Consider the following 26,273-nt stretch of genomic DNA (forward strand, 5'->3'; position numbering starts at 1 on the left):
CGAGGTGTCCTCGGATGTCCCCGGCCGGCGTTACCGTGGCCGCATGCGCATCCTGCACACCGGCGACTGGCACCTCGGCCGCACACTGCTGGGTGCCGACCTGCTCGAGCACCAGGCGGCGTTCACCGACTGGCTCGTCGACCTCGTGCGCGAGCGCGCGGTCGACCTCGTCGTCATCGCCGGCGACGTCTACGACCGCGCGATCCCGCCGGTCGACGCCGTCCGCATGCTCTCCCGGACCCTCGAGCGCCTCGCCGAGACCACCACGGTGGTGCTCACCCCGGGCAACCACGACTCCGCGGCTCGGCTCGGCTTCGGTGCCGGGGTGATGGGGCAGCGCGTCCGCATCCTCGCCGAGCCCACGCACGTGGCCGATCCCGTGCTCGTCACCGACGACGACGGCGTGCTGGCGGTGTACGGCATCCCGTACCTGCACCCCGACCTCACCCGGTACGCCCTGGCCGCGGTCCCCGACGAACCCCTCGCCCGCTCGCACCACGCCGTCGTGCACGCCGCCACCGAACGCATCCGCGCCGACCTCGCCACCCGGGCCGACACCCGCAGCGTCGTCGTGGCACACGCCTTCGTCGGGGGCGCCGACCCGAGCGACAGCGAGCAGGACATCCGCGTCGGCGGGGTGGACCGCGTGGCCGAGTCGGTCTTCGACGGGTTCGACTACGTCGCCCTCGGGCACCTGCACGGCCCGCAGCGCGTCGGCGACGACGGTCGGATCCGGTACGCCGGCTCGCCGCTGGCGTTCTCGTTCGGGGAGCGGCACCAGCGGAAGTCCGTGACCATCGTCGACCTCGACGCCGCCGGTGCCGTGACCGCCGAGCTCGTGCCGACGCCGGTTCCGCGGCGGCTCGTCGACGTCCGGGGCAGCATCGACGCCATCGAGTCCGGCGATTTCCGGGCCGACGCCGACGCCTGGGTCCGCGTCGCGGTGACCGACACCGTGCACCCGGAGCGCATGTACGCCCGCGTGAAGGACCACTTCCCGCACGCCCTCGCGATCACGCACGAACCGGCCGACCGACCGGCCACGACCGCCGCGCGGGCCGTGACGGCGACGTCCGACCCGGTCGAGGTCGCCGGCGACTTCGTGGCCTTCGCCACCGGCGGCCTCCCCGACGACGACGAACGGGCCGTCCTGACCGAGGCGTACGAAGCCGCGGTGCTCGCCCTGCAGCGCGAAGGGGACCGCTGATGTACCTGCACCGGCTCGAACTGCGCGCCATCGGGCCGTACCCCGACCTCGTGACGATCGACTTCGCCGCGCTCGCCGCGTCCGGGGTGTTCCTGCTCGAAGGGTCGACCGGTTCCGGCAAGTCGACGATCATCGACGCCGTCGTGTTCGCCCTGTACGGCGGACTCGCCGGGTCCGACGCCAGCTCCGACCGGCTGCACAGCCAGCACGCCGACCCCGCGGTCGAGCCGTTCGTGGAGCTCGTGTTCGAGACCGGTGCCGGCACCTACCGGGTCCGACGCACGCCGCAGTACGACCGTCCGAAGCAGCGGGGGACCGGCACGGTGAAGCAGCAGGCGTCCGTCCAGCTGTTCCGGTTGGCCGCGCCGACCGACGTAGCCGGCGAGCCGATGTCGTCCCGGATCCCCGAGGTCGCGGTCGAGATCGCCCGGATCGTCGGACTCGACCGCGCGCAGTTCCTGCAGACCGTGGTGCTGCCGCAGGGCGAGTTCGCCCGGTTCCTCCGTTCCCCGGGGGAAGACCGCCGGAAGCTCCTGCAGTCGCTGTTCGGCACGCAGGTCTACGACCGCACCGCCGACGAACTCGCCACGCGCCGTCGGGCCGTGCAGGCCGAGGTCGAGGGCGCCGACGACCGCGTCCGCGATGCCCTGGCCCGGTTCGCGCAGGCCGCCGGTCTCGACGACGCCGACGAGTCCGTGGTCCCGCACACGGTGGACTCCCTCCGGGCTGCCGCCGACTCGGCCGGGGCGGCCCGTGCCGGTGCGGCCGCGACCGCGACCGCGGCGGTCGACCACGAACGATCGGTGACCGCGCGTGCGGCGGCCCTCGAGCGACGAGCGGCGCTGCTCCGACGGCGGGCGCTCCTCGACGCCGACGCCCCGGCGATCGAGCGGGCACGGTCCGCGGTCGCTGTGGCTGAGCGTGCCGCCCGGGTCGCCGCGGTGGCCGACGGCCTCGACGCCGCGTCCGCACGTGCCGACGACACCGCAACGGCGTCCGCTCGCCTGCGGGAACAGCACGGGCTCGACGCCGTCGACGCGGCCGACGCCGTCCGGCGCCGCGACACCCTGACCGACGCCCTGTCCGGGGTCCGGCACCTCGTCGCGATCGACGACGGTGCGGCTGCCCGGCGCACCGCCATCGCCGAGGACATCGCGACCGTCGCGCGACTCACGGACGAACTGCGCGCGCTCGACACCGCGCTCGAGGCCCGACCGGCGGAACGCGCGCGGATCGTCGAGGCCGCCCGAGTCGCCTCCACGACCGCTGCCGACGCGGACGCCGCGACGCACGAGGTCGCTCGGGTGCAGTCGCTCCGCGCCGACCTGGCCGCCCGCGACCGCGCCGAGCGCCGCGTCGCCGAGGCCGAACGGATCGTGGCCGATGCTCGCCGCCGGGCGACCGAGGCCCTCGACGCCGAACGATCGCTGCGCGAGCGCCGGATCGCCGGGCTCGCCGGTGAACTCGGCGCAGCGCTCGTCCCCGGCGACCCCTGCCCGGTCTGCGGGTCGACCGCGCACCCGTCGGTGGCCTCGCCGCAGGACGACCACCCGACCACCGAAGCGGTGGAGTCCGCGGGCGACGCCACCCGCCTCGCCGATCAGCAGCTCGCCGACGCCGCGGCCGACCTGGCGGTCGAGCGTGCCGAGCACCTCCGCCTGACCGACGTCGTCGGCACGGTCGACGGTGCCGCGCTCGACGTGCTGGCAGCTGCCGCCGACGAGCGGGTCCGGGCCGCGCACGACGCCTCCGCGCTGGTGCTGGAGCACGAGCGGCAGCGGTCCGCCCACGACACCGCGACCCGCGCGCTCGAGCGGGAGCGGAACGACCTCGATGCTCGCCGAACGGTGCTCGCGTCGACCGCGGCGTCGGATGCCGAGCGGCTCGAGGCGGACCTGCGATCCGTGCAGGACGCGGCCGCCCGGCTCGGTGCGCTGCTCGACACCGACGCCGAGCCCGTCTCGCTCCGGGCTGTGGTCGCCGAGCTCGACGCACGACTGACCGTGCTCCGTGCCCTCGCCGAGGCCGACGAGCGCGCGGCGACCGCGGCCCGCGCCCGTGACGAGCGCGGGGCCGAGGTCGCCCGGGTCCTCGACGAGCAGGACTTCCCCGACGTCGCGGCAGCACGGGCGGGCCTGCTCGACCCCGGCGCCGTCGCCACGTTCCGCAGCCGCATCAGCGCCGCCGAGGCCGAACACGCCGTCGTGCAGGCGGGGCTGGACGAACCAGCGGTGGTGGCGGCGGCCGACGACGACCCGGAGCAGCTCGACCTCGAGGCAGCACAGGCCGATCGGCTCCGAGCCACGGCCGAACTGGACGAGGCCACACGGCTCGCGGTGACCGCAGCGCACCGCGCCGAGGCCGTCGAGCAGTGCGCGACGGAGGTCGACCGGACCGTCCGCGCTCGGCAGGAGACCTCGGCCCGCAGCCGCGCCGTCGTCCGGCTCGCCGACGTCGCGAACGGTGTCGCCTCGGTGAACCCGACGGGGATCACGCTCGGTACCTACGTGCTCATGCGCCGCTTCGAGGACGTCGTGGCCGCGGCGAACGACCGGCTGCGCGGCATGCTCGCCGGCCGGTTCACGCTCGAGACCTCCGACGAGCGGGAGTCCGGTTCGCGGGCGCGTCGGACGGGGCTCGCCCTCGCCGTCCACGACCACACGACCGACACCGTGCGCGATCCCCGCAGCCTGTCCGGTGGCGAGACCTTCACCGTGTCGCTGTGCCTGGCGCTCGGGCTGGCCGACGTCGTGCAGGCCGAGGCCGGCGGCGTCTCGCTCGGCACCCTCTTCGTCGACGAAGGGTTCGGCACGCTCGACCCCGAGACCCTCGACGACGTCATCGGGCAGTTGTCACGGCTGACGGCCGGCGGGCGACAGGTCGGGATCGTCAGCCACGTCGAGGAGCTCAAGCAGCGGATCCCGGAGCGGATCGCTGTCCGACGCACCCCGGCCGGCGGGTCGCAGGTGACGACCACGGTCTGACGGGTCTGACGGGTCTGACGGGCCTGACGGGTCTGACGGGCCAGGCGCAGGCGCAGGGGCAGGCGCAGAACCGGGCGCGGGTCCGATCCGGGTCGGTGCCGTCTACGGGGTCGGCGTCGGCGTCGACTCCACCGTGCCGTCCGGCGGCGGCAGGATGTCGGCCGCGATCCACGGGAAGACCCACTGGAACAGCACGAACACGATGGCTGCGAGGAGCACGAGCAGTTCGAGCACCTTCAGGGCGGTGGGTCCGGGCAGCAGACGCCAGACCAGGGGGAAGATCACTTCGCGGTCTCCGAGAGTTCCTTCGGGGTGCCCTCGGACGCGGGCATCCAGTAGTCGAGCTTCGCGTGCGTCACGAACCGCTCCGCCGCCGACCACATCGGGTGGCAGGCGGTCAGGGTCAGCCAGCGGTCCTGCGGGGTCGGCTCCACACCCGGCTCGTTCGGCACCGGCGCGATCGTCTCGATCTTGTCCGGCGTGACGATCTGGCTGCCCGTGACCTTGTAGACGTACCAGACGTCGAACTTGGTCTTCGCGTCGGTGACCCGGACCACGATCGAGTCGTCCTTCTTCAGCTCTGCGATCTGGTTGAGGGGCTTGCCGTAGGTGACCCGGTGTCCGGCGACGGCGAAGTTGCCGGGTGCGCCGGGCATCGCGGTGTCCTGGTAGTGGCCGAGTCCGATGGTGTTGAGGACCTGCTCGCGGTCGGTGCCCTCGCCGATCGGCCGGTTGTAGTCCTTGCCGAACCGAGGGATCTGCATCGTCCCGAACACGTCCGACAACCCCGGCGGTTCGTCCAGCACGGGTGCGGTGCCGCGGTGCTCCGTGCCCTCGACCTTCGGGGTCGTGACCTGGTCGAGGCCCTGCACGAGCTTCGTCTGCTCGTTCACGGCGACCACGTCGGTCCACCACGCCGTCCACACGACGTACAGGCCGGTGCCGGCGCCCGCGATGATGAGCAGTTCGGCGATGAGCGACACGATCGCGCCGCCGACCGTCTGCCGTCTGCGGGGGGATCGCCGGGACCGCGAACCGGCTTCGTCGTCCCGTGCGCTGCGGCGCGACGGGAGGGTGTCGTGTGCGGTCACGGGGCTCCTGATCGGCTGGGTGGTCGGACAGGTCTATCAGATCACGACGACAGGTCGGTGACGACGTTCTCCCCACCCCCGTTAACGTGGGGGACATGGAGTACCGGATCCGCCCCTTCCGCACCGAGGACACCGACGCGGTCGTCGCCCTGTGGGAATCGTGCGGCCTCGTCCGACCCTGGAACGACCCGCGCCGTGACATCGCCCGCAAGCTGACGGTCCAGCCCGAGCTCTTCCTGGTCGCCGAGCAGGAGGACGACAGCGAAGGCGTCGTCGGCGCGGGCATGGCCGGCTTCGACGGACACCGCGGCTGGGTGAACTACCTCGCCGTCCGCCCGGACCTGCAGGGCTCGGGCCTCGGTCGCACCCTGATGGCCGAGTTCGAGCGGCTCCTGACCGACCTCGGCTGCCCGAAGCTCAACCTGCAGGTGCGCGCCGGCAACGAGCAGGTGCTCGGGTTCTACGAGTCCCTCGGGTACACCGACGACCGCACCGTCTCGCTCGGCAAGCGCCTCATCCCCGACGCCTGACCGCGCCCGCCCGTCGCACCGTGCGGGTTCGCGAATCCGGTGCGGCGTTGGCGGCTCGGTGCGGTGCTGCAAGTCCGCACCGGGCGGTCAACCTCGCACGGTTCGAACGACTCGGCATCGTGCCCGCCCCGCTCCGCCCGCGCCGCCGACCCGCTACGCCAGCGCCAGCGCCACCGACGCGACGAACGCCAGCACGATGCCGACCCACTGCTGCACGGTCAACCGCTCCCGCAGCACGACCCCGGCCAGCACCACCGTGCCGATCGGGTACAGCGCGTTGAGCACGCTGACGACGGGCAGGGTCGCCGGGTCGTCGCTGCTGTGCAGCCCCGCCTGGATGAACACGTTCGCCATCGCGTCGAAGACGCCGCACGCGGCCACGCTCACCAGCAGCCGCGGACCCCACCCGCGACCCGACCGACGCCCGTGGACCGCGGCAGCCCCGTCCGGGCGAGCCGACGTCGAGGGGTGCACCGGGCCTCCCGTCCGGACCGCGACGACGATCGCCGCCGCACCCAGCAGCACCGCCTGCAGCACCCGCGCGACCACGAGTGGAGCGACGCCCGAGTCCGACGGCGTCATGTCGTAGGCGAGCACGATCCCGCCGAAGCCACACCCGGCGACGACCGCGGCGGCCACGCCCCGGGCGGTCAGCCGGGCGCCCGAGGCGTCCCGGACCACCGCGACCAGGACCACCGCGACGACGGCGACCACGAGCGCTCCGGTGGCGACGGGCGACAGCACCGTGCCGCGGAGCACCGCGACGAGCACCGGCACGACGGCCGCGAAGACGGCGGTGACGGGGGAGAGCACGCTCATCGGTCCGATCGCGAGTGCCGCGTAGAGCAGGAGCACGCCGACCCCGCCGGAGATCCCGGCGACCGCACCCCAGACCGCGGCCGGCCACGAGAACACGCCACCGACCACCGCCAGGCCGATCAGCAGCGGCACGATCCCGATCGCGGCCGCCACCGCGGTGACGGTGACCGGCCGGACCCGCCGCGACGCGAGTCCGCCGAGGAAGTCGGCGAACCCGTAGACGATCGCGCCGGACAGGCCGAACAGGACGGTGAGCACGGCTCCCATCCTGCCTCGCCCGGTAGCCTGCGGGACGTGAGTGTTCCCTACCAGCGCCTGCCCCGGATCGACGGACGGTGGAGGTGGTGGCGGCCGCTCGTCGCCCTCGCGTTCCTGGCGGGGTGGTACCTCGTCTCGCAGATCGTCATCGCGGTCGCGTACTTCGTGCCGATCGGCGCCACCCAGGGGCCGCAGGCCTTGATCGACCTGCAGGACGACCTGGCCGGCGGCGCGCTCGATCCCACCGACCCGCTGGTCCTTTCGCTGTCGCTCGTGTCGCTCGTGGTGTTGCTGCCGGGGATCCTGCTCGCGGTGAAGATCGCGCGGATCGGACCGGCCGGCATCCTGTCGTCGACGCGGTTCCGGGTCCGGTGGGCCTGGACGGCATGGTGCCTGCTGCCGACGCTCGTCATCGCGGCGGTCATGTTCGTCCTGCAGACCGGCCTGTTCTGGGACGGGGGGATGATCACGACCGACGGCGGCTTCGCCTGGAACCACGACGCCATCGGCCAGTCGACGGTCTCCCTCGGCACGCTCACCCTGACGATCGCCCTCGTCGTCCTGCTCGTCCCGTTCCAGGGCGCTGCGGAGGAGTACATCTTCCGCGGGTTCCTCATGCAGACCGTCGCGTCGTGGATCCCGCGTCGCGCGGGCACGATCATCGCCGTCGCGGTGTCGACGGTCGTGTTCGCCCTGCTGCACATCCCGAACGGCTACAACGTGTGGGGCATCCTCGACGTCGGCTCGTTCGGTCTGATCGCCGCGATCATCGTGCTCCGGACCGGCGGGCTCGAGGCCACGGTCCTGCAGCACGCGTTCAACAACATCATGATCTTCGTGCTGCAGGCGCCCGGCTGGTCCGGGATCGACCTGACCTCGTCGGACGCGAACGGCACGTGGCAGGGCACCCTCACCACGCTCGTCACGTCACTCGCGTTCTGGGGCATGGTCGAGATCCTGGCCTGGTGGCGGGGACTGGACCGCCGGTTCGCCGGCCATGAGGCGCCCCGGTTCCGCGGTGTGACCCCGGCCTGGGCGGGCGGCGTCCGCTGGATCCGGCCTGGAGGCACGGGCTGGGCGACCACGCCGGCCCGCGCCGACGACGTGGCCGGTTCCGACCACCGTGCCGGTTCCGGCACGGACGGCGCTGTGGACAGTGCGGTGGGTGTCGCCGGTCGCCCGTAGGCTCGTGCCATGAGCACCACGCCCGCGCCCGCTGCCGTGTCTGCTTCCCGTGCCGCTGCGCTCGACGTGCTGCACCGCGTGTGGGGCTACGACGACTTCCGCGGCGAGCAGGCGGCCATCATCGACCAGGTGGTGGCCGGCGGCGACGCCCTCGTGCTCATGCCGACCGGTGGCGGCAAGTCCCTCTGCTACCAGGTGCCGTCGCTCGTCCGAGACGGCGTCGGCGTCGTGGTGTCACCACTCATCGCCCTCATGCAGGACCAGGTCGACGCCCTCGCGGCCAACGGTGTCCGGGCCGCGTTCCTCAACTCCACGCAGGGCCCCGACGAGCGGTCCCGCGTCGAGCGTGCCGTGGTGCAGGGCGAGGTCGACATGCTCTACCTCGCGCCCGAGCGGCTCCGGCTCGAGTCCACCCGCGCGCTCCTCGACCGGGCACGCGTGTCGCTGTTCGCCATCGACGAGGCGCACTGCGTCGCCCAGTGGGGCCACGACTTCCGACCGGACTACCTCGAGCTGAGCGTCCTGCACGAGCGGTGGCCGACGGTGCCGCGCATCGCCCTGACCGCCACCGCGACGCCGCAGACCCACCGCGAGATCTCCGCCCGGCTCGGCCTCGACGACGCCGCGCACTTCGTCGCCGACTTCGACCGACCGAACATCCAGTACCGCATCGAGCCGAAGACCGGCGCGCTGCAGCAGCTGCTCACCTTCATCCGCACGGAGCACAGCGGCGACGCCGGCATCGTGTACTGCCTGTCCCGCAACTCCGTCGAGCGCACGGCGACCGCGCTGGCCGAGCAGGGCATCAACGCCCTGCCGTACCACGCGGGTCTCGACGCCCGGGTGCGCGCCCGCAACCAGTCGACGTTCCTGCGCGAGGACGGTGTCGTGATGGTCGCCACCATCGCGTTCGGCATGGGCATCGACAAGCCCGACGTCCGGTTCGTGGCGCACCTCGACCTCCCGAAGTCGGTCGAGGGCTACTACCAGGAGACCGGCCGTGCGGGTCGTGACGGGCTGCCGGCCACCGCGTGGCTCGCGTACGGCCTGAACGACGTCGTGCAGCAGCGCCGGATGATCGACCAGTCCGAGGGGGACGCCGCACACCGTCGACAGCTCAGTGCCCACCTCGACGCGATGCTCAGCCTCTGCGAGACGATCGAGTGCCGCCGGGTGCGGTTGCTCGCGTACTTCGGGCAGGAGAGCACGGCGTGCGGCAACTGCGACACGTGCATCGCGCCCCCGGAGTCGTGGGACGGCACGGTCCCCGCGCAGAAGCTGCTGTCCACCGTCGTCCGGCTCGAGCGTGAGCGGCGCCAGCGGTACGGGGTCTCCCACCTCGTCGACATCCTCGTCGGCAAGCAGTCGCCGCGCGTGCAGGAGCTCGGGCACGACTCACTCGCGACCTTCGGCATCGGCTCCGACCTGTCCGACGGCGAGTGGCGCGCGGTCGCCCGACAGGTGCTGGCACAGGGCTACGCGGCGGTCTCGGGTGACGGCTTCGGCACGGTGGTCCTCAGCCCGACCAGCGCCGAGGTCCTGAAGGGCGCCGTGCAGGTGCGGATGCGTCGTGACCCGGTCAAGGCGCCCCGGGCGGGCCGCAGCAGCCGGCGGACGGTGGTCACCGACATGCCGCAGGAAGCCGTCGGCCTGTTCGAGTCCCTGCGTGCCTGGCGTGCGGCCGAAGCACGCGAACAGGGGGTCCCCGCCTACGTGGTGTTCAACGACGCGACCCTCCGGGGCATCGCCGCCGTCCGCCCGGCCGACGTCGACCAGCTCGGTGAGATATCCGGGGTCGGCGCCGCCAAGCTCGAGCGGTATGGTCGCGCGGTCCTCGACGTCGTCGCGGCGGCCGACTGACGCCCTGCCACCACTGCATGCCGCCACCGGCATGTGCCGTCCGCGCGCCTCATTACACTCGGTAGCTCGTCATCACGAGGAGGTCCGGTGTCCGGTTCGACGAAGTTCGCCACCGTGCTCAGCCGCGCGGTCGTGACCCCGCTCGCCCGGCTGCTGTGGCGTCCGAAGATCATCGGTCGCCGGAACGTCCCGAAGCGCGGCCCGGTGATCCTCGCGAGCAACCATCGCTCCTTCATCGACTCCCCGGCGATCACCCTGATGGCCCCGCGCAAGGTGTCGTTCCTCGCCAAACAGGAGTACTTCACCGGTTCGGGCGTCAAGGGTGCGGTGTCCCGCGCGTTCTTCGGCGGGATCGGTGCCATCGGCGTCGAGCGTGGTGCCGGCGCCGCGGCGCAGCAGGCCCTCGACCTCGGGCTCGCGCGACTGCAGGAGGGCGAGGCCTTCGCGATCTACCCGGAGGGCACGCGCTCGTTGGACGGCCGGATCTACAAGGGCCGCACGGGTGTGGCATGGCTGGCGCTGACGAGTGGCGCTCCCGTGGTGCCCGTCGCGCTGCGCGGTACCGAGGACGTGCAGCCGGTCGGGTCGCGGTTCCCGAAGCTCGCCCGGGTGACGATCGAGTTCGGGCGACCGCTCGACCTGTCGTCCTTCGGTGAGGCATCGTCCGGTCGTGCCCGTCGGCATGCGACCGACGCGGTGATGGCGGCGATCCAGGAGCTCAGCGGCCAGGAGCCGGCGAACGCGTACAACAACCCGCCGGCGACGATCGTCGAGCGGGTCCGACGTGCGCTGCAGCCGGACGACCCCACCGCCGCTGCCGTCGATCCGGACTGATCGCGCCGACTGTCCGGTCACTATTGCACATCTGAAATATCGATGGTTGAATGGCGGACGTGCCGCACGGCACGTCTCCATCGCCGGTCGCCCGAGAACGACCAGCCACGACATCCAGATCGGACCGTCCGCAGCATGTCCTCCACCCCGCTCTTCGACTCCATCGCCCAGCGTCGCGATCAGGCCGACGCTCCCCGACCCGTCCCGACGCCGGCGCGTGCCGTCGTCACCCCGGCGGTGCCGACCTCGCCGATGTCCGCGCCCGTCCGCCCGGGGAACTCCACCCTGGTGCCGGCGGCCCTGGTCGCCGCGATCGACGAGATCCCGGTGCGGGTGGCATCGGCCCTCGTGACCGAGGTCACGGTCCGTCCTGAACACCTCGTCCTGGTCGAGACCGTGGCCGACGCGATCACCCGCGCGGTCGTCGATGCCGTCGTGTCCGAACTCGACCGGATCGCCCGCGACGGCGTCGTCCGCGTCTGAGCCGGCCGGTCCCCGAACGATGACGGCGTCCGGCGACGACCTTCCGCTGCGTCCCCGCGGTGCCCAACGGCGCACCGCCAACCGATCGACCGCGTCCCGCCGACGCCGTGCGCATCACAGCGCCGAGCCGGACGCCCTCCGAGCCGCCGGGGTGGCGGGAGGGGGCACCGCCACCCCGGCTTCCACCCCCGCAGCTGCGCGGAGCAGACCCGCTCCGCGCAGCACCTCGTTCTTCCGCGGTCCGGTCCGGCACACCCTCCCGGCCGCCGCAGCCACCGCGGTCGCGTGCCTGTTCGTCTCCGTCACCGCGCCGCAGACCGCCTCCGCCGCAGCCGGGGTGCTCCCGGCGGCGTCGGCAGCGTCCGGCACGCAGCACTTCACCGCCGACGGTTCGACCGGGCCGACCGCCGGCCGCGACGACTTCTCGGTGGGTCGTGCTGCGGCAGCCCTCCGGGTTCCCGGTGGCTCGGGCCCGACCGGCGGCGCGGTCCGTCCCACCGTCGGCGCGGTCCCCGACGAGGGTGGCTTCGGCTCCCGCTGGGTGGTCGGCTGCGCGGCATGCTCGTCGAACCACCAGGGGGTCGACTTCGCCGCGGCGATCGGGACCCCGGTCGTCGCCGCGCTGCCCGGCCGGGTCGTCTCGGCCGGGGTCCTCGGCGGCTACGGCAACCAGGTCCTCCTGCAGCACGCCGACGGCACCCAGACCCGGTACGGGCACCTGTCCGTGATCGACGTCCGACCCGGCCAGGTCGTCGCCGTGGGGGAACGCCTCGGGGCCGTCGGCGACACGGGCGTCTCGACCGGCGCGCACCTGCACTTCGAGGTCATCGTGGCGGGGACTCCGATCGACCCCGCTGCCTGGCTGCAAGCCCGCGGTCTCCTCTGACCGACCTGGACCCGGCCCGGTGCCTCCGCGGCGCTCGGGCGTAGCGTCGACACGGTCGCGGCACGGTGTCGCGCCAGGACGGAGACGCACGTGCGAGTGACGGTGTTGGGGACGGGTGCGATGGGCGCCGGCGTGGCCGGATCGCTGCTCCGCGAGGGCCACGAGGTCACGGTGTGGAACCGGAGCGCCGACCGGGCAGCGCCCCTCGGTGACCGTGGGGCGACGGTGGCCACGGAACCGGGCGTCGCGGTCGAGCGCGCCGAGGTGGTCCTGCTCACCCTGTTCGACACCGACGCGGTCGTCGACGTGCTCGAGCAGGCCGCCGGCGATGCCCCCACCGACGCCGTGTGGGTGCAGGCCTCGACGATCGGGGTCGAGGGCACCGCGACCGTCGTGCAGCTCGCCGAGAAGTACGGCATCACCCTGGTCGAGGCGATGATGCTCGGCACGAAGGCCCCCGCCGAGCAGGGGAAGCTCACCATGCTCGCAGCCGGGCCGAGTGACCTGCTCGACCGCGTCGACCCGGTGCTCGACGCGATCGGTGCGAAGACCGTCCGCGCCGGGGACAACGTCGGCGACGGCACCGCGCTGAAGCTCGCCGCGAACGCCTGGATCGCCTCGATCACGGCGGCGACCGGGCAGTCGCTCGCCCTGGCGGCCGCACTCGGACTCGACCCCGCGCTGTTCCTGCAGGCCATCGAGGGGAGTGCGAGCGACTCCGCCTACGCCCACGCCAAGGGCGCGGCGATGATCGCCCGGGAGTTCCCCGCGCAGTTCGCACTCGACGGGCTGCGGAAGGACATCGGACTCATCACCGATGCCGCCCGGACGTCCGGGGTGTCCACGACGCTGCTCGAGGCCCTCGGGCGCGTCTACGCCGATGCCAGCGCGGCCGGCCACGGGGGTGACGACATCGCCGCGGTCTGCACCGCGTTCTGACGCGGGGGATCAGCCCCGACGGAACAGCCGCCGTAGGCGCTTCGTGAGCCGCCCCACGGCCTCGTCGTTCATGGTGTTGGCGAGGTCGAAGGCCTCGCGTGCGGGATCGGCACCGGCCTGGATCCGTCGGAGTGCGGCGTCGGCCCGGGCCTGCGAGTCGAGCTCGGCGAACGGCATGTCGTCCTCGGGGTGGTGCTCGCCGCGAGGGTCCATGGCGTTGAGGGTACGCGCGACGGGCGTCGAGGTCACGCGGGCGTCGAGGTCACGCGGGCGTCGCGGTCACGCGCGACGGGGCTGGTCTGACCCGGCGTCGAGCTCGTCCACGACCCGGACCATCTCGTCGAGGAAGTCCACGACGACGGCCATCTCGTTGGTCGGAAGGTGCTCGGTGACCTCGAGCGCACGGGCGTCGAGTTCTTCGATGACGCGGAGCGCGTGCCGCATCGAGGTGCCGGTGGCGGTGAGGATCACGCCGCGGCGGTCGTTCGGGTCCGGGTGTCGTTCCACGTGACCGCTGCGGACGAGCCGGTCGACGAGTGCCGATGTCGACGCCGCCGTGATCTCGAGCCGCTCGGCGAGGTCCTTCGCGTTGACGGTGCGGCCGTCGTGCTCGGCGTCGATCAGGAAGCGCAGCGCCAGCAGGGCGTTCTCCCCGATGCCGAGTGCCTCACGCGCACGACGCTGGGCCGCGCTCTCGGCCGTTCGGTACCGTCGCAGGGCGTTGAGGACGTCCACGGCGGAGACCGCGGAGTCCTCGTACCAGTACCCTGCGGTGCTGGTCATCACCTCGGACGTCATGGCCCCAATGCTAGACGCTCTAGTTAGATTGTCTAGCGAGCGCGGTGACGGGACACCCGCAACACCCGTGACCCCGTTCCGTAACACCCCGGCAACGACGGCTCGTTAGGTTCTCGGCATGCAGGAGCAGCCGTGCTGAGCCGACTCGCGGGGAACGTCTTCCACGTGGGGAGCGCGGTCGAGCGCACCGACGTGGTCGCACGGTTGCTCGACGTCTACGTCGCCCGGCGAGAACCGGGCACCCTCGACGACGACCGGCTCGTGTCCACCGAGCTCCGCGGCGTCATCGGCGCCTCCGGCCCGGCGAACGACACGGACCGCGCCACCACCGTCGACGCCCTCGCGCTCGACCGGCACGAACCGGCGTCCATCGCCGCCGCGGTCGCCGTCGCGCGCGACCACGCCCGCCGTGCCCGCGAGGTCGTCTCGAGCGAACTCTGGGACTGCCTCGACGTCACCCGGTCGCGGATGCCCCGGAAGATCGCTCCCGACCGGGCGCACGAGTTCCTCGGCTGGGTCCGGGAACGCAGCGCCCTCGCCATCGGAGTGGTCGAGGGCGACGCCAGCCGCGACGAGGTGTGGGAGTTCTTCACCCTCGGCCGGTCGCTCACCCGCTGCGTCTCCACGGCACGACTGCTCGCGTCGCGGCTGCTCGAACCCGACGCGGTCACCTCGTGGACCGCGGCGCTCCGGGCATGCGGTGCGGGGGAGGCGTTCCTGCGTGGACGCGACCATGCTCCGACGCCGGCCGATGCCGCCGCCTTCATGCTCCTCGACGAGCACAGCCCCCGCTCCCTGCGCTTCACCGTGCACCGCGCCGCCGAGTGTCTGGCGGACGTCGTCCCGTCGTGCGTCGCGGACGAGGTCGCCGCGTTCGCCGAGGTGCGCGCACAGCTCGACGGGATCCCGGAAGAGTCGGTGCTCGCCGCGGTCGGTGACGTGGGGGAACGCCTGGCGGTCGCCGCCGACCGCGTCGCGGCGGCACTCGACGAACGCGTCTTCGCGGCGTCGGCACCCGTGCTCTGAGCCGACCGGACGCGCGTGTGGCGGAACGGGGCCGGTCCTTGCGTCGCGACCGCGGCCGTGGACGCGCGTCGCGCCGGACGGGAGGCCCGGGGCGGCGCCGGCACGGGCCTCCCGTCCGGCGGCCGGTGGCGTCACGGGCCGTCGGCCGACGCGCAGGTCGTCCCGCCGGTCCGTCAGACGGCGCTGGAGCGGTCGGCCAGGGTCTCGTCGCGTTCCAGCTCGCGGCGGAGCGCAGCGTGCGAGCCCACCACGGGCACCGCATGCGTGATCGCCAGGTGCAGTCGCGAGTCGGCGTCGTACCGCAACCGGACCCGCTGGTACCGGACGAGCCACACGAGTGCGATCCCGAGCGCCACGAAGCCCGAGGCCGCGCCGACCACGATCGCCCAGCGGGGGCCGAAGGCGTCGGCGACCGCACCGACGAGCGGGGCACCGATGGGGGTGCCACCCGCGAAGATCGCCATGTAGAGGGCCATCACACGGCCGCGCATCGCGGGCTTCGTCGTGGTCTGCACCAGGGCGTTCGCCGTGGTCATGAACGTCAGGGACGCGAGTCCGACGAACATCAGCACGATCGCGAAGGTCCAGTACGTCGGGGCGACGGCGGCGGCCGTGCACGCGAGCCCGAACCCGCCGGCGGCGAGGACGAGGGTGCGCATCCGGGGCTTGTCGCGCCGGGCGGACAGCAGCGCGCCGAGCACCGAACCGACCGCCATCACCGAGTTGAGCAGCCCGAACTCGCCGGCGCCCTGGTGGAACTCGACCCGTGCCATGGTCGAGGTGAAGATCGGGAAGTTCACGCCGAAGGTGCCGACGACGAAGATCATGCAGAGCACGACGACGATGTCCGGCCGGGTGCGGACGTACCGGAAGCCGGCGACGATCTGCCCCTTGCCGCGGCCGGCTCGGACCCGTTCGGTGAGCTGGGCGGGGTCGACGAACCGCAGCGCGAGCAGCACGGCGAGGAACGACCCGGCGTTGATGACGAACACCCATCCGGACCCGATCGCCGCGATGAGCACGCCGGCGACCGCTGGACCGATCAGGCGTGCGGCGTTGAACGACGCCGAGTTCAGCGCGACGGCGTTCGACACGTCCTCGCCCTGCACGACGTCGGAGACGAAGGCCTGCCGGATCGGGGCGTCGAACGCGGCGACGATGCCGAGTGCCAGGGCGAAGCCGTACAGCGCGAGCAGGGTGGCGGTGTGCGTGAGGACCATGACACCGAGTCCCAGCCCGAGCAGGCCCATCAGGCCCTGGGTGAGCATGAGCATCTTCCGGCGGTCGAACCGGTCGGCGGCGAGGCCGGTGAGCGGCAGGAGCAGCAGCTGTGGGCCGAACTGCAGGGCCATCGTGATGCCCACCGCGACGGCGTTGTTGTCCGAGAGCTGGGTCAGGACGATCCAGTCCTGGGCGGTGCGCTGCATCCACGTGCCGACGTTCGACACCAGGGCCCCGGCGAACCAGATGCGGTAGTTGCGTCCGGCGAGGGAGCGGAACATGGCGGTCACTGCTGGGCCAGCCTCCTCATGATCTCGGTGGCGTCGGCGAGGGTGCTCCGCTCGTCGCCGGTCAGGGCTGCGAGTCGCGGGGTGAGCCAGCCGTCGCGGCGGCGTCGGGTCTCCTCGACGAAGGACGCTCCGGCGGGCGTCGCGCCGAGCAGCACCTTGCGGCGGTCGTCCCCGTGCCCGCACTTCGACACCAGGCCCCGCTCGACCAGCACCGCGATCGTCTTCGTCATCGAGGGCGGGGTGACGCCGTCCTGTCGGCTCAGGTCGGCCAGGGTCATGGCGCCGTCGCGGTGCAGGCGGGCGAGGGCGGAGAACTGGGCGTCGGTGACGCTCGAGTCGGCCTTCTGGGCACGGAGGGTGCGGGACAGCCGGTTCACCGCGATGCGGAGGTCGGTGGCGTCGGTCATCGATCGTCAGCCTAACTCATTAGTTCAGCGAACGAACTGCATATCGGGTGACAGGTGACCGTTCCGGGCGTACCTGGTCGAAACGGGCGTACCTGGTCGGTTCTTTCGACCAGGTATGCCCGTTCCCGCTTTCCAGCGCGGGTGCGATGGGAAGGAACGTCGGACGGGAGGCCCGCCCAGCGTGCGCCGGTCGGCTCGCGTTGGGCGGGCCTCCCGTCCTTCAGTGCCGCGCGTCCGTCAGGATCGCGTCGTGCGGGAGCAGGGCGTGCACGCCCCACGTGCGGTTCGCGACCTGCGTCACCCGCATGCTCACCGCCACGCTCGCCATCGCGAGTGCCTCGGCTCGGCCGATCCCGTGCAGCCCGGCGATCCAGTCGACCATCCGGTCGAGCGCCGTGGTGGTCGCCACGTTGAGGTCGACGTCGAAACCGAAGGTGATGCGTCCGGCCGGGGTGTCGGCGTGCACGCCGGCGACCGGGGCCTCGTCGAGGAGGTCGAGCGTCATCGTGGTGGTCATGCCGCACTCGACCGCGGTGCCGGAGACCTCGCCGTCGCCCTGGGCCGCGTGCCCGTCCCCCACGTGGAGCAGGGCGTCCGGCACGGTCACCGGCAGGTACAGGGTCGAGCCGGTGACGAGTTCGCGGCAGTCGATGTTGCCGCCGCCGACCGTGCGGGGCGGGATCGTGGAGTGTTCGCCGGTGGCCTCCGGTGGGACGCCGACGACGCCGAGGAACGGCGCCGTGCGCACCCCCAGGCCGAGCTGGTTCACGGCGATGCCGGCCGGGACGTCGATGTCCCAGAGCAGCGGGCCCCGCGACGCCGGGTCGGTCAGGCCGAGTGCGCGGGTGACCGGGGAGTCGACGCCGCCCGAGGCGGTGTAGCCCCAGTCGTCGGGCACGAGGTCGTCGAAGTGCACGGCGAGGACCATCCCCGGACGGGCACCGGCGACGGCGATCGGTCCGACGAGGCAGTGGCCCCGGCGCGGGTCGATCAGGGTCGGGGCGTCCAGACCCGGGCCCGGCTGGCGTTCCGTGTAGCCCGCGGCGCTGAGGGTCCGGACGGTCACCGTGTCGCCCGGTTCCACGGTCAGGACTGGCTGACGTTCGGCGGTGAAGACGTCGACGGCGGTGTCGGCGGTGGCATCGAGGTGGTGGTGGGTCGTCACCGCTCGATCATCCCAGGCGGGCGCGGCGTACCTGGTCGGATCGGGCGTACGGGGTCGGATCGGGCGTACCGGGTGGGATCGGGCGTACGGGGTGGAATCGGGCGTACGGGGTGGAATCGGGCGTACCTGGTCGGAAGTTCTGACCGGGTACGCCCGATTCCACCAGCCATCGCGGGTGTTCTGGGAAGGAACGTCCTCAGTGGAACTGGGGGATCGTCAGCCAGATGCCCGCGAGGACCGCGGCGACGCACACCGCGAAGCACAGCACAGCACCCGCCAGTGCCGCCGGCGGGGTGTGCCCGGAGCGCGGGCTCTCGTCGGAGTACTGCGTGCGCTCGCCGCCCGCGTCGTCCGGCTGCCCCGTCCCGAGCAGCCGGAGGCCGAGCGTGTACACGAGCACCAGGCCCACGGCGGCCACGAAGCCGACGCCGGCGACCGTGCCGATCGCGGTGAAGTCGATGTCCATCGTCGTTCCCCTCAGTTCGTCGCGCCGGTCGGCTGCGGCTCGGCCTGCTCGGCCGGCCCGGACTCGGTGGTGATGTCCTCGTGCGAGATCGGCTTGCGCTTGGCGAGGACGTAGAAGGTGAGCCCGCCGGCCAGGGCGAGGACGGCGACGAGCACCAGCCCGAACGCCGAGGTCGACGCGAGCCAGGTCGCGAGCGCCCCGACCACCGCAGCGGCGGGCAGCGTGATCACCCACGCGGCGACGATGCGGCCGACGACCGACCAGTGCACGTCGGCGAGCTTCTTGCCGAGCCCCGAGCCCACGACGGCGCCGCTCGTCACGTGGGTCGTCGAGAGCGCGAAGCCCAGGTGCGACGAGATGAGGATCGTCGCGGCGGAGCTCGTCTCGGCGGCGAAGCCCTGTGGCGACTGCACGTCGGAGATCTTCTTGCCGACGGTCTGCATGATCCGCCAGCCGCCCATGTAGGTGCCGAGGCCGATCGCGAGCCCGCACGCCAGGATCACCCAGAGCGCGGGACCCGTGCCGGCGGCCTGGTAGTTCGCGGCGATGAGGGTCAGCGTGATGACGCCCATCGTCTTCTGCGCGTCGTTCGTGCCGTGCGCGAGCGACACCAGCGACGCCGAGATCGTCTGCCCGTGCCGGAACCCCGTCGCCGCACCGTGCGTCGTCGCGTTCTTCGTGAGCACGTACGCCAGGTACGTCGCCACGAGGGCGATCACCCCGGCGATGAGCGGCGAGAGGAGCGCCGGCAGCACGACCTTCGACACCACCGTCGCCCAGCTGATCGAGCTCAGCCCGGCACCGATGATCGAGGCACCGATGAGCCCGCCGAACAGCGCGTGGGTGGAGGACGACGGCAGCCCGACGTACCAGGTCGCCAGGTTCCAGAGCACCGCGCCGACGAGGCCGGCGAAGATCATCGTGGGGGAGATGCTGACGCCGCCCTCGCCCTCACGGATGATGCCCTGCGAGACGGTCTTGGCGACCTCGGTGGACAGGAACGCGCCGACCACGTTGAGCACGGCGGAGATGAGCACGGCGGTCCGGGGCTTCAACGCTCCCGTCGCGACCGACGTGGCCATGGCGTTCGCGGTGTCGTGGAAGCCGTTCGTGAAGTCGAACACGAGGGCCACGACGATCACCAGCGTGACGATGACGATGACGTCCATGCGCAGGACGGTAGGCCACCCCCGGAACCGCCTGCGTGAACGCCGGGTGAACAGGTCCGCGAAGGTGCCTGTCTGCGAGGATGCTCACGTGCCCACCTTCTCCGCCGCTCGAGGCGACGCCTCGTTCACCGACGCACACGGCGTCGAGATCGTCTACTCGACCTGGCGTGCGGCACGACCCAGGGGCGTCGTGCAGATCGCGCACGGCGTCGGCGAGCACGGACTGCGGTACGAGCCCCTCGCGCAGGACCTGGTGCGGGCCGGCTACACGGTGCACGCGAACGACCACCGCGGGCACGGACGCACCGGCCTGGCGCAGTGGGACGGCGACCACGCCAAGCTCGGTCGGCTCGGCCCCGGCGGGCTGCGTGCGGCCATCGCGGCGGTCGAGCAGATGGGTGCGGTCGCACGCGCCGACGAACCCGGCCTACCGCTCGTGCTGCTCGGGCACTCGTGGGGGTCGCTCATGGCGCAGCGGATCGTGAACACCTCGTCGGCGTCCTACGACGGGGTCGTCCTGTCCGCGAGCGCCTACCGGCTGCCCGGCTGGATGAACAGCGGCGACCTGAACGCCCGTCACGCCGGCTCGGGGCCCACCAAGTTCGAGTGGCTCACCCGTGACCGGAAGATCATCGACGCCGTGGCGGTCGACCCGCTCGCGGTCGAGGCCGACGTCATCGGGCTGTTCGGGCTCGCCGACACCCTCCGGCTGCTCGGGGTGCCACGGCGGGGGATCCCGCACGACCTGCCGATGCTGCTGCAGGTCGGGTCCGACGACGCACTGGGCGGGCCGCGGTCGATCGAGCGGCTCGCGCAGGCCTACCGCCGCCGCGGCCGGCTGTCCGACGTGACCGTGCAGGTGTACGAGGGCGCGCGCCACGAGATCTACAACGAGACGAACCGCGACGAGGTCGTCGCCGACCTGGTCGCGTGGCTCGACCGGGTGACGGCGCGCTGACGGCGCTCGCCGGGTCCTGAAGCGGGACCGGCGACGGACTGGAGGCCCGTGGCGGCACCGCCACGGGCCTCCAGTCCGTCACCAGGCAGGCTCACTGCCGGGCCGTCGGCGGTCCGGAATAGGGTTGCGGCATGCACGGTGAGTACAAGGTCCCCGGAGGCAAGCTGGTCGTCGTCGACCTCGAGGTCGTCGACGGCACGATCGAGCAGTTCCGTCTGGCGGGTGACTTCTTCCTGGAACCCGACGACGCGCTGCCGCTCATCGACGCGGCCGTCGACGGGCTCCCCGCCACCACCGACGCACCGGGCATCGCCACGGCCGTGCGGGCGGCCCTGCCGACCGACGCCGTGCTGCTCGGCTTCACGCCCGAGTCGGTCGGCGTGGCCGTGCGCCGCGCACTGTCGCGGGCCTCGACCTGGCGCGACCACGACTGGCAGATCGTCCACGAGGGGCCGATCAGCCCGAACGAGCACCTCGCGCTCGACCAGGTGCTCACCGAAGAGGTCGGCGCCGGACGCCGTGGGCCCACCCTCCGCATCTGGGAGTGGGACCAGCCCGCCGTCGTGATCGGCTCGTTCCAGTCGCTCAAGAACGAGGTCGACCCGGCCGGCGCTGAGAAGTACGGCGTACAGGTGGTCCGGCGGATCTCCGGCGGTGGCGCGATGTTCATGGACGCCGGTGCCGTCATCTCGTACTCGCTCTACGTCCCGTCCGACCTGGTGCAGGGCATGACCTTCGCCGACTCGTACGCGTTCCTCGACGAGTGGGTGATCGAGGCCCTCAAATCGCTCGGCATCGAGGCGTACTACCAGCCGCTCAACGACATCACCTCGACCAAGGGCAAGATCGGCGGGGCCGCTCAGAAGCGCCTCGGCACCGGATCGCTGCTGCACCACGCCACCATGAGCTACGACATGGACGGCGAGAAGATGGTGCAGGTCCTGCGGATCGGGCGCGAGAAGATGAGCGACAAGGGCACCACCAGCGCCGCGAAGCGCGTCGACCCGCTCCGCTCGCAGACCGGGCTGTCCAGAGCCGAGATCATCGAGCGGCTGATCGGCACCTTCACCCGCCTGTACGGGGCGACCGAGGGGCACGTGACCGAGGCCGAGCGCGAGCGGGCGCAGGAGCTGGTGCGGACGAAGTTCGCGACGAAGGAGTGGCTCGAGCGGGTGCCGTGAGCCCCCGGGGGCTGCCGGGCGTCCGCGCTCGGTCGGGCGTTGACGCGGCGGCCGGAGCTGAGGGGGGACGTCCCGGCCGCCGCTGGTTCGAGTGTGCGCCCCGACCTCATGAACCAGACGTGTGGATGATGGGAATCCCCCGCGCGGCTGATCCGCTCGCCGCGCGGTCCACGTAGCGTCGCTGCCGTGAACTGGTTGATCTTCCTGGGGGCGGTGGCCGCGGTGGCCGTCGTGGTGTGGATCGCCGATCGCTTGGGGTGGATCGACCTGTCGAACAAGTCCCAGCGCAGCGGCGGTTCCGGAGGCATGGTCGGGATGCTGGACGAGGTGTTCGCACCGACCCGGCACGAGACGCAGGCCGAGTACGAACGGCAGGCGCGCCTGCCGAAACAGGCCCCGTCGCCGGCGGACGACGACCACGACCTGCTCAGCGGCAGCGTGCTCATCCGGGTGCCGACGGTGCGGAGCGCCGGGCGGCACGAGGCCCGCATGGGGACGCACGACCGGTCGTACTGAGCTTCTGCGCGTCGTGCTGCTCGCTCAGCGCGTGGTGAGCTCCTGGTAGTCCGGGTGCCGCTCAATCCATGCGTGCACGTAGCTGCACTGTGCGACGACCCGGCGTGAGGAACTCGCGCGCACGTCGTCGAGCGCGTGCTGCACCAGGATCGACGCGTGCCCACCGCCGCGGTGCTCGGGATCGACCTCGGTGTGCACGAAGCGGATCTCGTCGCCGTCGATCTCGTACGCCGCGAGGCCGATGACCTCGCCGTCCTCGACCAGGGAGTACTGCTGCTTGTCGGTGTCGTTGCGGATCTCGGGTGCTGCTGCCATGCACTCGACCGTACGCCGGGGCCTGGGCGTGCGCTCTGTGCTGCACGCTGGCTCCGTGCGCTGTGCTGTGCGGTGCGGTGCGGTGCGGTGCGGTGCGGTGCGGTGCGGTGCGCGTCGAGCGTGCTCGCTCGGTGTGCGCGACAATGGGTCCGTGCGCAGGGGAGACGACCGAGGCCCGGACCGCGTCGTCCTCGGCGACGCCCTCGACGTGGTCCCCGCCTACCCGGACGGCTCGTTCACGCTGGTGTACCTCGACCCGCCGTTCAACACCGGCCGGTACCAGCGCCGCCACGCGACCTCAGCGGTGCCGAAGGCCGACGGGCCCGTGATGGGGTTCCACGGCCGGACCTACGAGCGGGTGCGCGGCGACCTGATGCGCTTCGACGACCGGTTCGAGGACTACTGGTCGTTCCTCGAACCCCGGCTCATCGAGGCCTGGCGCCTGCTCGCCGCCGACGGCACGCTGTACCTGCACCTCGACTACCGCGAGTCGCACTACGCCAAGGTGCTGCTCGACGCGCTGTTCGGTCGCGAGTCGTTCCTGAACGAGATCGTCTGGGCGTACGACTTCGGCGCCAAGTCCAAGACGCGCTGGCCCACCAAGCACGACACGATCCTGGTCTACGTGAAGGACCCGTCGCGGTACTGGTTCGACTCCGAGGCCGTCGACCGCGAGCCGTACATGGCGCCGGGACTCGTCACCCCCGAGAAGCGCGAGCGCGGCAAGCTGCCCACCGACGTCTGGTGGCACACGATCGTGTCGCCGACCGGTCGCGAGAAGACCGGCTACCCCACGCAGAAGCCCGAGGGGGTGCTGCGGCGGATCGTGCAGGCGTCCTCGCGCGAGGGGGACTGGGTGCTCGACTTCTTCGCGGGCAGCGGGACCACGGGTGCCGTGGCACAGGCGTTGGGGCGGCGGTACGTGCTGGTGGACGACAACCCGGCGGCGATCGACGTGATGCGGAAGCGGTTGCCGGGGGCGTCGTTCGAGGTGGCCGGAGCACCGGCGGCAGCGGCGGGGGACGCGGCGCCGGCCGTCTGAGGCGTGGGCAGGGTCCGGGACGGGAGTGTCCGCACATCGTCGTCGATGGGTAAGGTTGAGGCCTCGGCCGTCGATGAGCGGAAGCGAGCATCACGGGGGCGATGTTGGGGACCATACCGTTCGACGAAAGCGCGGCGAACCGCCTGATCAAGGCGGCGACTGGAGCGGACATCACGTTGCTGTTCGCGGCTTCTGCCCGTCGATCAGCTGCCGAGGACGCTTCCACTGACTTCTCCGGTGCCTACGCTGACCGCTTCGCCGAAGCTGCGGTGGCCGAAGCCGCTGATCGTGTCCGCCTCGCCGGTGCGCTCGGTCGACTTGCGGACGCGGTGCAGGTCGTCATCGGTGAGGCCCAGCGAGAGCGCGAACGGCTGGCCGCTGTCGACGCCTGGCAGGGACGCGAGACCGCGCGTCAGCAGGCCGACGATGAACCGCTGGGGATCTTCGAGGTCAATCCGACTCCGATGTTCGACCCGAAGCCCTCGGACATCCCGATCCGACCTACACCGATCTCGGCGTCGTTCTCCGCATCGGACCGTCCGCGAACGGCTGGCGGGTCGAGCATGGGTCGCAGTTCGGCGGACCCCGAGCGGCTCCGGACCTTCGTGGCGTCGGCGCGGGCCTCGGATCGCGGGTTCTCGGAGCATGCGGTGAAGCTGCGGAAGGCATGGTCCGGCTTCACGAGCAACTGCTCCTGGGCAGAGGTGTCCAGTTCGACCCTGCTCCCGGGGTTCGACCGGTACCTGCAGGAGAACGCTTCCGATGCAGATTGGATCGAGCGGATAGCGTCCGCGTTCGAACGCGCCGGCGCAAGCAGCACGCTCTCGAACTCCGTCCTCGACTTCGCTGCTGCTGCGACGATCCCCCCGTCGTTCCGAACCCTGCTCGCACCCGGGGCCACGCCGGCCGAGGTCGCGGCGACCTGGGTGGGTCTCGGTCTGACGAAGGCGAACGAGATGGACCTCCTGGCGTTGCCGCCCGAGGTGCTCGCGATGCTCGGGAACCTCGAGGGGATCCCGTACTGGGCACGGAACACCGCGAACCAAGAGGTCCTCGACGACCGTCTCGCGCGGAAGAACCTCGATCCCGATGAGCGCGAAGCGCTGAGGAGCATCCGGGCCAGCTTGGGAGACAACCGGTTCCTCATCTCGCTGACGGGAGACGTCCCGCCCTTGGCCGCAGTCTCGATCGGAGACCTGGACGCCGCGACCAACGTCACATGGGCCGTTCCGGGGATGGGATCCAGCACCAAGACGATGACCGGTTGGGTACAAGCAGCGCAGAACGTCGCGGACGAGCAGGTCAAGGTGGACGGCCCGGGAAACCGTGCGGTGATCGCCTGGATGGGTTACGAGGCGCCGCCAGCGCCGCCTGACCTCGGTGTCTTCAACGAGGACGCGGCCGAGAGCGGTGGGGCGAAGCTGGCGGCATCGATCCGTGGGCTCGACGCCGTTCGTGCCGGCGACATGCCCCGGACGAACGTCCTGGCACACTCGTACGGCACCACGACGGCGTCGATCGGGCTGACGGCACCAGGCGTCCACGTCGACTCGTTCACGTCGATCGCGTCTGCCGGCATCCCGCAGACCATCCCGACAGCGCAGGACATCCAGGCTGACCACGTCTACGCGGGGCAGGCCCAGGACACCTTCGTCGGCATTCCCGGGCTGGGCGACCAGTACGCCTACATCGGCAGAGGGTTCAGCGTGCCGTACCGGCTCGACCCGACGAACTCCAGCTTCGGCGCGGAGACCTTCGGCGCGGATGGCGCCGACGGCTTCGACCCCGTGAAGGACCACGGCGTGCACACCGCAAGCGGAAACGGCTACCTCGACCCGGGCACGGAGTCGCTGAGGAACGTGGCTAAGACGACGACCGGTCACGGCGACCGCGTGACACCGGCAGGGTGACATGCTGGACACCCGACGACCCAACGGAGACCGACACCGATGACCGCCCTGAAGCAGTGGATCGCAGTCACCGTGACCACGATCGCGATCGTCGGCACGACTGCCGGCTGTTCTGGAGGACACATGGAGAACCGACCGACCCAGGAGCCAGCCAATGCGAAGCGCAGCATCCAGCAACTCGTCGACGACACGACCGATGCGCTCGGCGGGACGTGGACGGTCCAGGAAGGGCCGCGGCTCGGCACGTGCGAGGACGAGCGCGGCGTCGGCGAGGGTGTGAACTACACGTACATCAAGTCCCGTGCTGATCGCGGCGACGTCGAGCAGGGGATCCGGACGCTCGAGAAGCTGTGGGGCGAGCGCGGACTCGACACGAAGCGGTTCTCCGATCCCGACGCGTCCTACAGCGGCGTCGACGGCAGCGGGGACGGCGTGGCGAACATCGGGTTCCAGTCCTCCGACCTCGGCGGGGGCGACACGGTCAGTGGTACCTCGGCGTGCGCTGCCGGGGACTACGTCGAGATGCGCGAGCGAGAGCGCTCGTAGCCTCGGCACGGGATCGTTCAGGCGGTCTGAGGCGAGCGGGGTCTGCGACGATCCACGAGTGGTTCGACGCGTGGATCGTCGGAACATGCACACGCAACGAGCGACGACGTCGAGGGGTGGATTCAGGTGGTGGTTGCAACACCTGTTTCTGTTGGTCGTGAGAGTAGCTGTTTGAGGGCTTCGGCGG

27 protein-coding genes are annotated in these 26,273 nt (G+C 71.9%); 16 read left to right on the forward strand and 11 right to left on the reverse strand.

The annotated features are described in order from the left end of the window. Positions 1-43: 43 nt before the first annotated feature. Both KK097_RS15535 and KK097_RS15540 read left to right on the forward strand, forming a co-directional pair. Positions 44-1,207 carry a metallophosphoesterase family protein gene (locus KK097_RS15535; RefSeq protein ID WP_214545361.1) on the forward strand — a complete coding sequence of 388 codons (1,164 nt, stop codon included), beginning with the start codon at positions 44-46 and terminating at the stop codon, positions 1,205-1,207. Then, a complete protein-coding gene (locus tag KK097_RS15540) occupies positions 1,207-4,191 on the forward strand; it encodes an AAA family ATPase (protein WP_214545362.1) in 2,985 nt (994 codons plus the stop codon). Before KK097_RS15535 ends, KK097_RS15540 begins: the two co-directional genes overlap by 1 nt. 102 nt (positions 4,192-4,293) lie before the next feature. Here the strand turns inward: KK097_RS15540 and KK097_RS15545 are convergent, their stop codons facing one another. Then, positions 4,294-4,476: a hypothetical protein gene (locus KK097_RS15545; protein ID WP_250896814.1), complete on the reverse strand. Its 183-nt coding sequence runs from the start codon at positions 4,474-4,476 to the stop codon at positions 4,294-4,296. Further along, positions 4,473-5,282, reverse strand: a complete 810-nt coding sequence (locus KK097_RS15550; protein ID WP_307858419.1) for a class E sortase — start codon at positions 5,280-5,282, stop codon at positions 4,473-4,475. Before KK097_RS15550 ends, KK097_RS15545 begins: the two co-directional genes overlap by 4 nt. Positions 5,283-5,377: 95 nt before the next feature. Here KK097_RS15550 and KK097_RS15555 point away from each other — a divergent pair, with 95 nt between their 5' ends. Then, positions 5,378-5,812 carry a GNAT family acetyltransferase gene (locus tag KK097_RS15555; protein WP_214529171.1) on the forward strand — a complete coding sequence of 145 codons (435 nt, stop codon included), beginning with the start codon at positions 5,378-5,380 and terminating at the stop codon, positions 5,810-5,812. Between the two features lie 153 nt (positions 5,813-5,965). Here KK097_RS15555 and KK097_RS18770 read toward each other — a convergent pair whose 3' ends face one another. Beyond that, a complete protein-coding gene (locus KK097_RS18770) occupies positions 5,966-6,889 on the reverse strand; it encodes an EamA family transporter (protein ID WP_214545363.1) in 924 nt (307 codons plus the stop codon). A 36-nt stretch (positions 6,890-6,925) separates the two neighbouring features. Between KK097_RS18770 and KK097_RS18775 the strand changes: the two genes are divergently transcribed. The 6 genes from KK097_RS18775 to KK097_RS15590 all read left to right on the forward strand — a co-directional run bounded on the left by KK097_RS18775 (position 6,926) and on the right by KK097_RS15590 (position 13,076). Next, positions 6,926-8,074, forward strand: coding sequence for a CPBP family intramembrane glutamic endopeptidase (locus KK097_RS18775; protein WP_214545364.1), 1,149 nt, complete (start codon positions 6,926-6,928; stop codon positions 8,072-8,074). 9 nt (positions 8,075-8,083) lie between these two features. After that, the gene (gene recQ / locus KK097_RS15570) at positions 8,084-9,934 is read left to right on the forward strand and encodes a DNA helicase RecQ (RefSeq protein ID WP_214545365.1); all 1,851 of its coding nucleotides are present in this window, start codon (positions 8,084-8,086) and stop codon (positions 9,932-9,934) included. An 87-nt stretch (positions 9,935-10,021) separates the two neighbouring features. Then, positions 10,022-10,768, forward strand: coding sequence for a lysophospholipid acyltransferase family protein (locus tag KK097_RS15575; protein ID WP_214545366.1), 747 nt, complete (start codon positions 10,022-10,024; stop codon positions 10,766-10,768). Positions 10,769-10,903: 135 nt separating this feature from the next. After that, positions 10,904-11,251 (forward strand): hypothetical protein, encoded by a 348-nt coding sequence (locus tag KK097_RS15580; RefSeq protein WP_214545367.1) that lies wholly within the window; start codon positions 10,904-10,906, stop codon positions 11,249-11,251. Positions 11,252-11,402: 151 nt separating this feature from the next. Next, positions 11,403-12,137 (forward strand): M23 family metallopeptidase, encoded by a 735-nt coding sequence (locus KK097_RS15585; protein ID WP_214545368.1) that lies wholly within the window; start codon positions 11,403-11,405, stop codon positions 12,135-12,137. 102 nt (positions 12,138-12,239) lie between these two features. Next, complete coding sequence (locus KK097_RS15590) at positions 12,240-13,076, forward strand: NAD(P)-dependent oxidoreductase (RefSeq protein ID WP_307858801.1); 837 nt, start codon at positions 12,240-12,242, stop codon at positions 13,074-13,076. A gap of 9 nt (positions 13,077-13,085) precedes the next feature. Here KK097_RS15590 and KK097_RS15595 read toward each other — a convergent pair whose 3' ends face one another. Together KK097_RS15595 and KK097_RS15600 are read right to left on the reverse strand one after the other, a co-directional pair. Next, positions 13,086-13,289, reverse strand: coding sequence for a hypothetical protein (locus tag KK097_RS15595; protein WP_214529164.1), 204 nt, complete (start codon positions 13,287-13,289; stop codon positions 13,086-13,088). A 66-nt stretch (positions 13,290-13,355) separates the two neighbouring features. Next, complete coding sequence (locus tag KK097_RS15600) at positions 13,356-13,874, reverse strand: MarR family winged helix-turn-helix transcriptional regulator (RefSeq protein ID WP_214545369.1); 519 nt, start codon at positions 13,872-13,874, stop codon at positions 13,356-13,358. A 132-nt stretch (positions 13,875-14,006) separates the two neighbouring features. Between KK097_RS15600 and KK097_RS15605 the strand changes: the two genes are divergently transcribed. Continuing rightward, complete coding sequence (locus KK097_RS15605; protein ID WP_214545370.1) at positions 14,007-14,900, forward strand: alpha-E domain-containing protein; 894 nt, start codon at positions 14,007-14,009, stop codon at positions 14,898-14,900. A 173-nt stretch (positions 14,901-15,073) separates the two neighbouring features. Here the strand turns inward: KK097_RS15605 and KK097_RS15610 are convergent, their stop codons facing one another. The 5 genes from KK097_RS15610 to KK097_RS15630 form a co-directional block, all read right to left on the reverse strand. Beyond that, the gene (locus KK097_RS15610; RefSeq protein WP_214545371.1) at positions 15,074-16,411 is read right to left on the reverse strand and encodes an MFS transporter; all 1,338 of its coding nucleotides are present in this window, start codon (positions 16,409-16,411) and stop codon (positions 15,074-15,076) included. Next, the gene (locus tag KK097_RS15615; RefSeq protein ID WP_214545372.1) at positions 16,408-16,818 is read right to left on the reverse strand and encodes a MarR family winged helix-turn-helix transcriptional regulator; all 411 of its coding nucleotides are present in this window, start codon (positions 16,816-16,818) and stop codon (positions 16,408-16,410) included. The genes KK097_RS15610 and KK097_RS15615 overlap by 4 nt, the downstream gene beginning before the upstream one ends. 220 nt (positions 16,819-17,038) lie before the next feature. Further along, positions 17,039-17,983 (reverse strand): acetamidase/formamidase family protein, encoded by a 945-nt coding sequence (locus KK097_RS15620; protein WP_214545373.1) that lies wholly within the window; start codon positions 17,981-17,983, stop codon positions 17,039-17,041. A 196-nt stretch (positions 17,984-18,179) separates the two neighbouring features. Next, positions 18,180-18,449 (reverse strand): hypothetical protein, encoded by a 270-nt coding sequence (locus tag KK097_RS15625; RefSeq protein WP_214529159.1) that lies wholly within the window; start codon positions 18,447-18,449, stop codon positions 18,180-18,182. Positions 18,450-18,460: 11 nt separating this feature from the next. After that, on the reverse strand, positions 18,461-19,618 hold the full coding sequence (locus KK097_RS15630; RefSeq protein WP_214545374.1) for an inorganic phosphate transporter: 1,158 nt from the start codon (positions 19,616-19,618) through the stop codon (positions 18,461-18,463). Between the two features lie 88 nt (positions 19,619-19,706). On the opposite strand from KK097_RS15630, the gene KK097_RS15635 reads away from it, so the two are divergent. The 3 genes from KK097_RS15635 (at position 19,707) to KK097_RS15645 (ending at position 22,273) form a co-directional block, all read left to right on the forward strand. Then, entirely contained in the window at positions 19,707-20,576 is an 870-nt protein-coding gene (locus KK097_RS15635; protein ID WP_214545375.1) for an alpha/beta hydrolase, read from the forward strand. Between the two features lie 131 nt (positions 20,577-20,707). Beyond that, on the forward strand, positions 20,708-21,757 hold the full coding sequence (gene lplAB / locus KK097_RS15640) for a lipoate-protein ligase LplAB (RefSeq protein ID WP_214545376.1): 1,050 nt from the start codon (positions 20,708-20,710) through the stop codon (positions 21,755-21,757). A gap of 186 nt (positions 21,758-21,943) precedes the next feature. Next, positions 21,944-22,273, forward strand: a complete 330-nt coding sequence (locus KK097_RS15645; protein ID WP_214545377.1) for a hypothetical protein — start codon at positions 21,944-21,946, stop codon at positions 22,271-22,273. A 24-nt stretch (positions 22,274-22,297) separates the two neighbouring features. On the opposite strand, the gene KK097_RS15650 is transcribed toward KK097_RS15645, so the two are convergent. Next, on the reverse strand, positions 22,298-22,588 hold the full coding sequence (locus tag KK097_RS15650) for a GNAT family N-acetyltransferase (protein ID WP_214545378.1): 291 nt from the start codon (positions 22,586-22,588) through the stop codon (positions 22,298-22,300). A gap of 151 nt (positions 22,589-22,739) precedes the next feature. Between KK097_RS15650 and KK097_RS15655 the strand changes: the two genes are divergently transcribed. The 3 genes from KK097_RS15655 (at position 22,740) to KK097_RS15665 (ending at position 26,086) form a co-directional block, all read left to right on the forward strand. Next, positions 22,740-23,630 (forward strand): DNA-methyltransferase, encoded by an 891-nt coding sequence (locus KK097_RS15655; protein WP_110858951.1) that lies wholly within the window; start codon positions 22,740-22,742, stop codon positions 23,628-23,630. A gap of 101 nt (positions 23,631-23,731) precedes the next feature. Next, entirely contained in the window at positions 23,732-25,540 is a 1,809-nt protein-coding gene (locus KK097_RS15660; RefSeq protein ID WP_214529153.1) for an alpha/beta hydrolase, read from the forward strand. Positions 25,541-25,579: 39 nt separating this feature from the next. Continuing rightward, entirely contained in the window at positions 25,580-26,086 is a 507-nt protein-coding gene (locus KK097_RS15665) for a hypothetical protein (protein ID WP_214529152.1), read from the forward strand. The last annotated feature ends 187 nt before the right edge of the window (positions 26,087-26,273 follow it).

The organism is Curtobacterium flaccumfaciens (genome assembly GCF_018598405.1).
Lineage (GTDB): Bacteria > Actinomycetota > Actinomycetes > Actinomycetales > Microbacteriaceae > Curtobacterium > Curtobacterium aurantiacum.

Excerpts from the sequence above, each read along its gene's own strand:
- KK097_RS15555 (WP_214529171.1), top strand. The coding sequence starts at position 5,378 with ATGGAGTACCGGATCCGCCCCTTCCGCACCGAGGACACCGACGCGGTC.
- KK097_RS15595 (WP_214529164.1), bottom strand. The coding sequence starts at position 13,289 with ATGGACCCTCGCGGCGAGCACCACCCCGAGGACGACATGCCGTTCGCC.
- KK097_RS15535 (WP_214545361.1), top strand. The coding sequence starts at position 44 with ATGCGCATCCTGCACACCGGCGACTGGCACCTCGGCCGCACACTGCTG.
- KK097_RS15540 (WP_214545362.1), top strand. The coding sequence starts at position 1,207 with ATGTACCTGCACCGGCTCGAACTGCGCGCCATCGGGCCGTACCCCGAC.
- KK097_RS15660 (WP_214529153.1), top strand. The coding sequence starts at position 23,732 with ATGTTGGGGACCATACCGTTCGACGAAAGCGCGGCGAACCGCCTGATC.
- KK097_RS15600 (WP_214545369.1), bottom strand. The coding sequence starts at position 13,874 with ATGACGTCCGAGGTGATGACCAGCACCGCAGGGTACTGGTACGAGGAC.
- KK097_RS15580 (WP_214545367.1), top strand. The coding sequence starts at position 10,904 with ATGTCCTCCACCCCGCTCTTCGACTCCATCGCCCAGCGTCGCGATCAG.
- KK097_RS15630 (WP_214545374.1), bottom strand. The coding sequence starts at position 19,618 with ATGGACGTCATCGTCATCGTCACGCTGGTGATCGTCGTGGCCCTCGTG.
- KK097_RS15665 (WP_214529152.1), top strand. The coding sequence starts at position 25,580 with ATGACCGCCCTGAAGCAGTGGATCGCAGTCACCGTGACCACGATCGCG.
- KK097_RS15650 (WP_214545378.1), bottom strand. The coding sequence starts at position 22,588 with ATGGCAGCAGCACCCGAGATCCGCAACGACACCGACAAGCAGCAGTAC.
- KK097_RS15615 (WP_214545372.1), bottom strand. The coding sequence starts at position 16,818 with ATGACCGACGCCACCGACCTCCGCATCGCGGTGAACCGGCTGTCCCGC.
- recQ (WP_214545365.1), top strand. The coding sequence starts at position 8,084 with ATGAGCACCACGCCCGCGCCCGCTGCCGTGTCTGCTTCCCGTGCCGCT.
- KK097_RS15625 (WP_214529159.1), bottom strand. The coding sequence starts at position 18,449 with ATGGACATCGACTTCACCGCGATCGGCACGGTCGCCGGCGTCGGCTTC.
- lplAB (WP_214545376.1), top strand. The coding sequence starts at position 20,708 with ATGCACGGTGAGTACAAGGTCCCCGGAGGCAAGCTGGTCGTCGTCGAC.